The organism is Streptomyces sp. NPDC057654 (genome assembly GCF_042800135.1).
Classification (GTDB): Bacteria; Actinomycetota; Actinomycetes; order Streptomycetales; family Streptomycetaceae; genus Streptomyces.
The window spans coordinates 1-8129 of record NZ_JBHVHQ010000359.1 but is presented as its reverse complement, the minus strand read 5'-3'; the positions used below and the strand labels follow the sequence as shown (position 1 = coordinate 8129).

Annotated in this window: 5 protein-coding genes; all 5 read left to right on the top strand. The window is 74.2% G+C overall.

Annotation, left to right across the window (positions count from 1 at the left end):
* Positions 1-4304, top strand: a 4304-nt coding sequence (locus tag ACFU99_RS24345; protein ID WP_384395318.1) for an SDR family NAD(P)-dependent oxidoreductase, incomplete at its 5' end; no start/stop codon positions are given.
* Positions 4301-5176, top strand: a complete 876-nt coding sequence (locus ACFU99_RS24340) for a 3-hydroxyacyl-CoA dehydrogenase family protein (protein WP_384395317.1) — start codon at positions 4301-4303, stop codon at positions 5174-5176. The genes ACFU99_RS24345 and ACFU99_RS24340, both read left to right, overlap by 4 nt.
* A 91-nt stretch (positions 5177-5267) precedes the next feature.
* Positions 5268-5576: an acyl carrier protein gene (locus tag ACFU99_RS24335; protein WP_384395315.1), complete on the top strand. Its 309-nt coding sequence runs from the start codon at positions 5268-5270 to the stop codon at positions 5574-5576.
* Positions 5569-6834, top strand: a complete 1266-nt coding sequence (locus ACFU99_RS24330; protein ID WP_384395320.1) for an acyl-CoA dehydrogenase family protein — start codon at positions 5569-5571, stop codon at positions 6832-6834. Before ACFU99_RS24335 ends, ACFU99_RS24330 begins: the two co-directional genes overlap by 8 nt.
* A gap of 35 nt (positions 6835-6869) precedes the next feature.
* Positions 6870-7979: an HAD-IIIC family phosphatase gene (locus ACFU99_RS24325; protein ID WP_384395313.1), complete on the top strand. Its 1110-nt coding sequence runs from the start codon at positions 6870-6872 to the stop codon at positions 7977-7979.
* Positions 7980-8129: the final 150 nt, after the last annotated feature.

Below are 8129 nucleotides of genomic sequence, written 5' to 3'. Positions count from 1 at the left end.
CCGCCGCCTGCGTGGCGGGCGCGCTGTCCCTTGACGACGCGGCCCGCGTCGCCGTGGAGCGCAGCAAGGCGCTCGGCACCCTGCCGGGCGGGGCGATGGCCACCGTGATGATGTCGCCGGAAGAGGTCGCCGAATTTCTGACGCGGCGTCAACTGGGCGTGTCCGTCGCGGCCGTCAACGGCCCGCGCGTCGTGACGGTGGCCGGTTCCGAGGACGCCGTCGGCGCGCTCGTCGACGACCTCGCGGCCGAGGGCGCGATGGCCTGGCGGATGCCCGTAGGCCACGCCTCCCACTGCGGCGACGTCGAAGCCATACAGGACATGCTGCGCACGTCCCTGACCGGCATCGCGCCCCGGCCCGCCGCCGTCCCGATGATCTCCACCGTCGACGCGGCCCCGCCGGGACCCGACGCCTTCGGCCCCGACTACTGGTACCGCAACCTGCGGCACACCGTCCGCTTCCAGGACGGTGTGCGGGCACTGCTCGACGCCGGGCACCGGACCTTCCTGGAGATCAGCCCGCACCCCACGCTGACCTTCGGCATCGAGGACACCGCCGCCGACTCCGGCGTGCGGGACGCCCTCGTGCTCGACACCCTGCGCCGCTCCGAGGGCGGCCCGCGCCGCATGCTGCTCTCCCTGGGCGCGGCACAGGCGAACGGCCTGCCGGTGGCCTGGGAGCCGCTGTTCGACGGGGCCGGGGCGGGCCGCGCCGACCTCCCCACGTACGCCTTCCAGCGCCGCCACTACTGGCTCGACGCGGCCCCCGCCGGCGGCGACCCCTCGACGGCGGGCCAGGCCGACGGCGGGCACCCGCTGCTCGGCGCGGCCGTCGCCCTCCCGGACGAAGCGGGCACCCTCTTCACCGGCCGGCTCTCCCTCGCCGCCCACCCCTGGCTCGCCGACCACGCCGTGGCCGGTACGGTCCTGCTGCCCGGCGTCGCCTACCTGGAAATGGCCGCGCACGCCGGGCGGCAGCTCGGCAGCGCCGCGGTCGAGGAGCTGACCCTCGCCGCGCCGCTGCTGCTGCCGAACGACCCGGCGTCCGACCGGGCCGTACAACTGAGGCTGCTGGTCGGCCCCGAGGACGCGGACGGCCGCCGCCCGGTGACCCTCCACTCCCGCCCCGAAGACGCCGCGGCCGACCAGCCCTGGACCCGCCACGCGGACGGCACTCTCGGCGCACAGGCGCCGCAGGCCGCGCCCGTACGGTCCGAATGGCCGCCGTCCGGGGCGACTTCGGTGGACGTGGACGATCTGTACGAGCTGTTGGAGGCTCAGGGCATCGAGTACGGACCGGCGTTCCGCGGCCTGCGCGCCGCCTGGCGCGACGGCGACGAGATCCACGCCGAGGTCGCGCTGCCCGATCCGCTGACGGGCGCCGGGAGCGGCGGCTTCGGCGTGCACCCGGCGCTGCTCGACGCCGCCCTCCAGACGACCGGGCTCCGGCCGACGGATGGTCAACAGGCGTCTGACGGCGTGCCGTTGCCGTTCTCGTGGAGTCAGGCGGCGATCGAACCATCCGCCGAACCGGTACTGCGTGTGACGCTCCGCCCCGACGGGCCGGACGCCGTGACCGTACGGATCACCGACCCGGCCGGGCGCACGGTCGCCACGGTCGGTTCGCTGACCCTGCGCGCCGCCTCGGCCGCCGCGCTGCGTACGCCCACCGATTCGTTGTTCCGCCTCGACTGGACGCCGGTCACGGCCCCTGATGCGGCGCCGTCGCCTGCCCGTTGGGGGCTTCTCGGCCCGCGTGACGAACGGCTGCTCCCGCCGGAGTTCGCCACCGAGCCGCTGCTCACGGACACGGATACGGATACGGGGGAGAGCGGGGCCGCCGTGCCGGATGCGGTCCTGCTGCTCTGCCCGTCCCACGCCGATGCCCACGCCGCCGCTGTGACGGACCCGGAAGCGGCGCATGCGGCGGCGGCCGACGCGCTCGCCCAGGTCCAGAGCTGGCTGGCCGACGACCGCTTCGCGGACACGCCCCTCGTGGTGCTCACCCGAGGAGCGGCCGACACGGGGGAGGAGCCGGTGGACGTCGGCGCCGCCGCCGTCTGGGGGCTGCTGCGGTCCGCCCAGCTCGAACACCCCGGACGGTTCCTGCTGCTCGACACAGACGGACCGCAGGGAACCACCGCCCTGCTGACCACCGTGCTCGCGGCCGGGGAACCGCAGACGGCGATCCGCGAAGGGCGGCTCCTCGCGCCCCGGCTGGCCCGCCAGGACGCTGTATCGGCCGCGGCCCCCTTCGGGCCCGACGGGACCGTGCTGCTCAGCGGCGGCGGCGCCCTCGCGGGCGTGCTGGCCCGCCACCTCGTCACCGAGCACGGAGTGCGCCGACTGCTCGTACTCAGCCGACGCGGCCCGGAAGGCCCCGGCCTGGCGTCGCTCGCCGCCGAACTGGCCGGGCAAGGTGCCGAAATGACGTCGCTGGCATGTGATGTGTCGAACCGTCAACAAGTAGCCGACGCGTTGGCGGCGATCCCCGGCGACCACCCGCTGCGCGCGGTCGTGCACACCGCCGGAGCCCTCGACGACGGACTTCTGGAGGCCCTGACACCGGACCGGCTGCGTGCCGTACTGCGGCCCAAGACCGACGCCGTCCACCACCTGCACGAGCTGACGCTCGGGTGCGAACTGTCGGCGTTCGCCGTGTTCTCGTCCGCCGCGGGCGTCCTGGGCAGCCCCGGCCAGTCCGCGTACTCGGCCGCCAACGCCACGCTCGACGCGCTGATGGCGGCGCGGCGGCGGCAAGGGCTGCCGGGCGTCTCCCTGGCCTGGGGGCTGTGGGAGCGGCAGAGCGGGCTGACGGCCGAACTGGCCGGGGCCGACCTGCACCGGATGGCGCGCGGCGGAGTCCACGCGCTGTCCGACGAGGACGGCATGGCGCTCTTCGACGCGGCCTTGAGCGCCGGTGACGCGCTGGCCGTGCCGGTGCACCTGGACCTCGCCGCGTACCGCGACGGCCCGCCGCCGCTGCTGCGCTCGCTGGTACGGGCCCGGCCCCGTAAAGCCGCCGCCTACTCGGTCCGCGCGCGGCTCGCCGGGGCCGGGGCCGAGGAGCGCGAGCGCGTCCTGCTCGACGTCGTACGCACCCTCGCGGCCGGCGTCCTCGGCCACGCGGACGCCGAGGCCGTGCCGGAGACGGTCGCCTTCCTCTCGCTCGGGTTCGACTCGCTGACCGCCGTCGAACTCCGCAACCGGCTGGGCGAGGCCACCGGGCTGCGACTGCGCCCCTCGGCGGTGCTCGACAGCGGCACGCCCGTCAAGCTGGCGGCGCTGCTCGGAGCGGCGCTCACCGCCTCATCCGAAGCCGCCGTCGAAGCCGAATCGAAGGCGGGTGCCGTCGCGGTATCGGCGGTACGGGCCTCCGACGCGCCGACGCGGGACGCCGGGCCGGAGCCGGACGCCGACCCGGTGAGCCTGCTGTTCCGGCAGGCGTGCGAACTGGGAAAGACCGACGAGGGCCTCGCGCTGCTGAAACACGCCTCCGCCCTGCGGCCCCGGTTCGACAGCGCGGCCGACTTCCTCGCCTCCGGGGCCTGCCCCCAGCTGCTGCGCCTGCGCGAGCGCGCGGACGCCCCCGTCGTCGTCTGCTTCGGCTCGGTCGTCGCCCTGGGCGGCGCGCACCAGTACGCGCGCTTCGCCTCCCGGCTGGGGGACCGGTTCGGCGTCAGCGCGCTGGACGCCCCCGGCTTCGTACCGGGCGAGGCGCTGCCCGCGGACATGACCGCGCTGCTGGACTTCCAGGCGCTGACTATCCGTCAACAGTATCCGGACAGTGCATTGGTGCTCGTCGGTTCGTCCTCCGGCGGCACCCTCGCGCACGGTGCCGCCGCGGCGCTGGAACGGCTCGGCGCGGGGCCCGCCGCCGTGGTGCTGCTCGACACCTATCTGTCCGACAACGCGGGCATCACGCAGTTCAACGACGTCCTGCTGGGCGGGATGTTCGCGCGCGAGGACCGGGCGGCCCCGATGGACGGCACCCGGCTCACCGCGATGGGCGGCTACTTCCGCATCCTCGACGACTGGCGGCCCCCGGCCGTCGAAGCGCCCGTCCTGCTCGTACGCGCCTCCACCCCGCTCGGCGAACCGTCCCCGGACGCCGGGGACTGGCGCTCCTCCTGGCCGTCCGCGCACACGGTCGTGGACGTACCCGGTGACCACTTCTCAATCATGGAACAGCACATCGCGACCACCGGCGAGGCCGTCGCCGACTGGCTCAGCACCGTCGTTCCGACGATCGCGGGCGACGCCCCGGTCACCCGCACCAACCACCCGCCGAGGAGGGACGCGTGACCACCACGCCGCACGAGGAGAGCCGCAATGCGCCGGCCCATGCGCTGACCGTACTGGGGGCCGGGGTGATGGGGGTCGGCATCACCGCGCTGGCCCTCGGCCACGGGCTGCCCGTCCACCTCGTCGACACCGACCGCGACCGGCTCGACCGGGCTCCGGAGAAGATCGGCGACGAACTGCGGCTGGCGCAGCTGATGAGCGCCCTGCCGCCGGACACCGAGCCGGGCGAACTGACCACCGCCGCCACGCCCGACGCCGCCGGCCGGGCCACCGCCGTCATCGAGGCGATCACCGAGAGCGCCGACCTCAAGGCCAAGGTCCTCGCCGAGATCTCGGCCAGGGTACGCCCCGGCACGCTGCTGATCACCAACACCTCGTCCATCCCGATCGACGAGCTCGCCGACGCCGTCGACCGCCCGGCGGAGCTCGTCGGCACGCACTTCATGAACCCGCCCTACCTGATCAAGACGGCCGAGGTCATCCGCGGCCCCCGGACCGGTGACGCGGCGATGGCCGCCGTGACCTCGCTGCTCGCCGCGGTGCGCCGCGACGGCGTCGTGGTCAAGGACGCCCCCGGCTTCGTGACCAGCAGGGTCCTGCATCCGATGATCAATGACGCGGCTCGCGTCGTGCAGGAGGGCACCGCCACCGCCGAAGCCGTCGACGCGCTGATGCAGGGCTGCCTGGGACACCCCACCGGCCCCCTCCGCACCGCCGACCTCATCGGCATCGACAACCTCGTTGACTCGCTGAAGGTCCTGTACGAACGCACCGGGGACGACGGCTGCCGCCCCTGCGACCTGCTGCTGAAGCTCGTCGTGGAGGGCCGCCACGGCCGCAAGTCGGGGCAGGGCTTCTACACGTACCCATGACCGTCGCGACCGCCGCCGCGACTGCCACCGCGACCCGCGACGCATACATCACTTGCACCGCTTACCCCACTAACACCATGGAGGAGAACCGATGACCAACCAGACGAGCGAGGCCGCGGGCACCGGCTCCGGTACGGGCGCGCCGGAGGCCGTGGAGAAGGAACTGCTCGACTTCCTCCAGGGACATACCGGCACGCCATGGCAGTCCGACACCGACCTGTTCAGGACGGGCGGCCTCTCCTCCCTCTTCGCGATGCAACTGGTCGTGCACCTGGAGAAGACCTACGGGGTGGCGATCCGCGGGGCCGACCTCCGGATGGACAACTTCCGTACCGCGCGCGTGATGGCGGCGCTGGTCTGCCGCCTGAAGGAGCCGCGGGACGGTGGCCTCGATGGGTGACGTGGTCGCCGAGGCGGCGGCCCAGGTCACCGAGGCGGTCGGCGACCGGGCCGGCGAGTGGGACCGCTCGGGTCTGCTCCCCGTCGACCTGCTCCGGGAACTCGGCGCGGCCGGCCGGCTGTGCGCCGAAGTGCCCGCCGAGTACGGCGGATGGGGGCTGAGCAGCCGGCTCAGCGGCGAGTACACCGCCCACGTGGGGAGCCTGTGCAGCTCCCTGCGGAGCGTGATGACCTCACAGGGCATGGCCGCCTGGACCGTCCAGCGCTTCGGCACGCCGCGGCAGCAGGCCGACTGGCTCCCCGGGCTGACCGGCGGCCGGCTCGCGGCGGTCGGGTTCAGCGAACCGGACGCGGGCAGCGACCTCGCGGCGATGACCACCGTCATCCGCCGCGACGGCGACGCGGTCGTCGTCGACGGCCGCAAGAAATGGGTGACCGCCGCCTCCTACGCGGACGTGCTGGTGATATTCGGCCGGTACGTCGACGGCGCCGAAGGGGTGGACGGCGCCGATGGGACCGGTGGAGCCGCCGCCGTGCTCGTACCCGCCGACACGCCCGGCGTCGAGGTGCGGCGGATCGCCGACCCGCTCGGCTGCCGCGCGGCCGGCCACGCCGACATCGCGCTCGACGCGGTCCGGCTGCCCGCCGAAAGCGTGCTCGGCGGGTACGGGCTGCCGCTGCCCCTCCTGGTGACCACCGCCCTGGCGTACGGGCGGATGTCCGTGGCCTGGGGGTGCGTGGGTATCCTGCGCGGCTGCCTCGCGGCAGCGACCGGGCACGCCGCGGTCCGCGAGCAGTTCGGCAAGCCGATAGCCCAGCACCAGCTGGTCGCCCGGCACCTCGCCGAGTTGTATACGGCGGAACAGGTGGCCACCAGGGTCTGCGAGCACGCCAGCCGCTGCTGGGACGAGGGGTCCCCGGACCAGGTGGTGGCCACCGTCCTCGCCAAGCGCGTCAGCTCCGCCCAGGCCGCCGCCGGGGCCTCGTCGGCCGTGCAGGTGCTGGCCTCGGCCGGTTCGCGGGACGGCCATCCGGTGGCCCGCGCCTATCGGGACGCGAAGCTGATGGAGATCATCGAGGGCAGTACTGAACTGTGCCAGGTGCTGCTGGCCGACCACACCGTCGCCGCGCGGGACCGCACGGCACCGGCCGTACCGGCGTCGGCTGTACCGGCATCGGCTGTACGAGCACCGGACGGGCCCGTACCCGCCGCACCCGCGCAGTCCGTATCCGCATCCGCGTCGGGGAGGCCGCGGTGAGCGCGCCCAACATCCGAGAACCGCAGGGGGAGCCCATGAGCGACACCGCCGGCGAAGACCGGCCCGCGACCGTCAAATGCCTGGTCTGGGACCTGGACAACACCCTCTGGCAGGGCACCCTGCTGGAGGACGGGCAGGTGGCGCTGGCCGACGAGGTGCGCAAGGCCGTCATCGAGCTGGACTCCCGCGGCATCCTCCAGTCCGTGTCCAGCAAGAACGACCACGACCACGCCTGGGCCCGGCTGGAGGCCCTCGGCATCGCCGAGTACTTCGTGCTGCCGGAGATCGGCTGGGGCGCCAAGTCGGAGGCGGTGCGCCGCATCGCGGACCGGCTGAACTTCGCGCACTCCGCCGTCGCCTTCATCGACGACCAGCCCGCCGAGCGCGCCGAGGTCGCCTTTCATCTGCCCGAGGTCCGCGGCTACCCGGCCGAGCAGGCGCCCGACCTGCCGGGCCTGCCCGAGTTCACGCCCGCGACGAGCACCGTGGACTCGCGGCGGCGCCGGGCGATGTACCAGGCGGGGTTCCGCCGGGAGGCGGAGCGCGCCGAGGCGACCGGCCCCGACGAGGAGTTCCTGCGCACCCTCGACATGGTGATGCGCGTCGGCCGGGCCACGGGCGAGGAACTGTCGCGGGTCGAGGAACTCACCCTGCGCACCAGCCAGATGAACGCCACCGGCGTGCACTACTCGGACGCCCGGCTGCGGAGCCTGCTCGCCGACCCGCGCCACGAGGTGCTCGTCGTCACCCTCACCGACCGGTTCGGCCCGCACGGCGCGGTCGGCGTGCTCCTGCTGGAGCGGCACCCGGAGATGTGGCACCTCAAGCTGCTCGCCACCTCGTGCCGCGTCGTCTCGTACGGAGCCGGGGCGACGCTCCTGAACTGGCTGGCCGACGCGGCGGCCGGGGCCGGAGCGCACCTGGTCGCCGACTTCCGGGCCACCGAGCGGAACCGGATGATGGAGATCGCCTACCGCTTCGCCGGCTTCGACGACCAGCCCTGCTCCTGCGCCGCCGCCCTGACCGACGAAGCCGGGGCGGGAACCGGACCCGAAGGCGAGGGACTACAGCGGCTGCACCTGGTGCCCGAGGCCCGTCCGGCGCCCACCACCCTGCGGCTGGAGGCGCCGGCGCTCTTCGTGTGACCTGGGACCCCGGCCCGTACGCCGTCGACGCTCGTACGGGCCGGGCCCCGTTCAGGGCTCGTCTGGTTTTGCCTGGTCCTATCCGGCTCGTCCGGGCTTGTCAGAGCTTGCGGGCGAGGGAGATGCCGTCGGCCATGGGCAGCAGGGACA

Bases quoted from the DNA above. Each gene is read 5' to 3' on its own strand.
- ACFU99_RS24335 (WP_384395315.1), top strand. From the start codon at position 5,268: ATGACCAACCAGACGAGCGAGGCCGCGGGCACCGGCTCCGGTACGGGC.
- ACFU99_RS24330 (WP_384395320.1), top strand. From the start codon at position 5,569: ATGGGTGACGTGGTCGCCGAGGCGGCGGCCCAGGTCACCGAGGCGGTC.
- ACFU99_RS24325 (WP_384395313.1), top strand. From the start codon at position 6,870: ATGAGCGACACCGCCGGCGAAGACCGGCCCGCGACCGTCAAATGCCTG.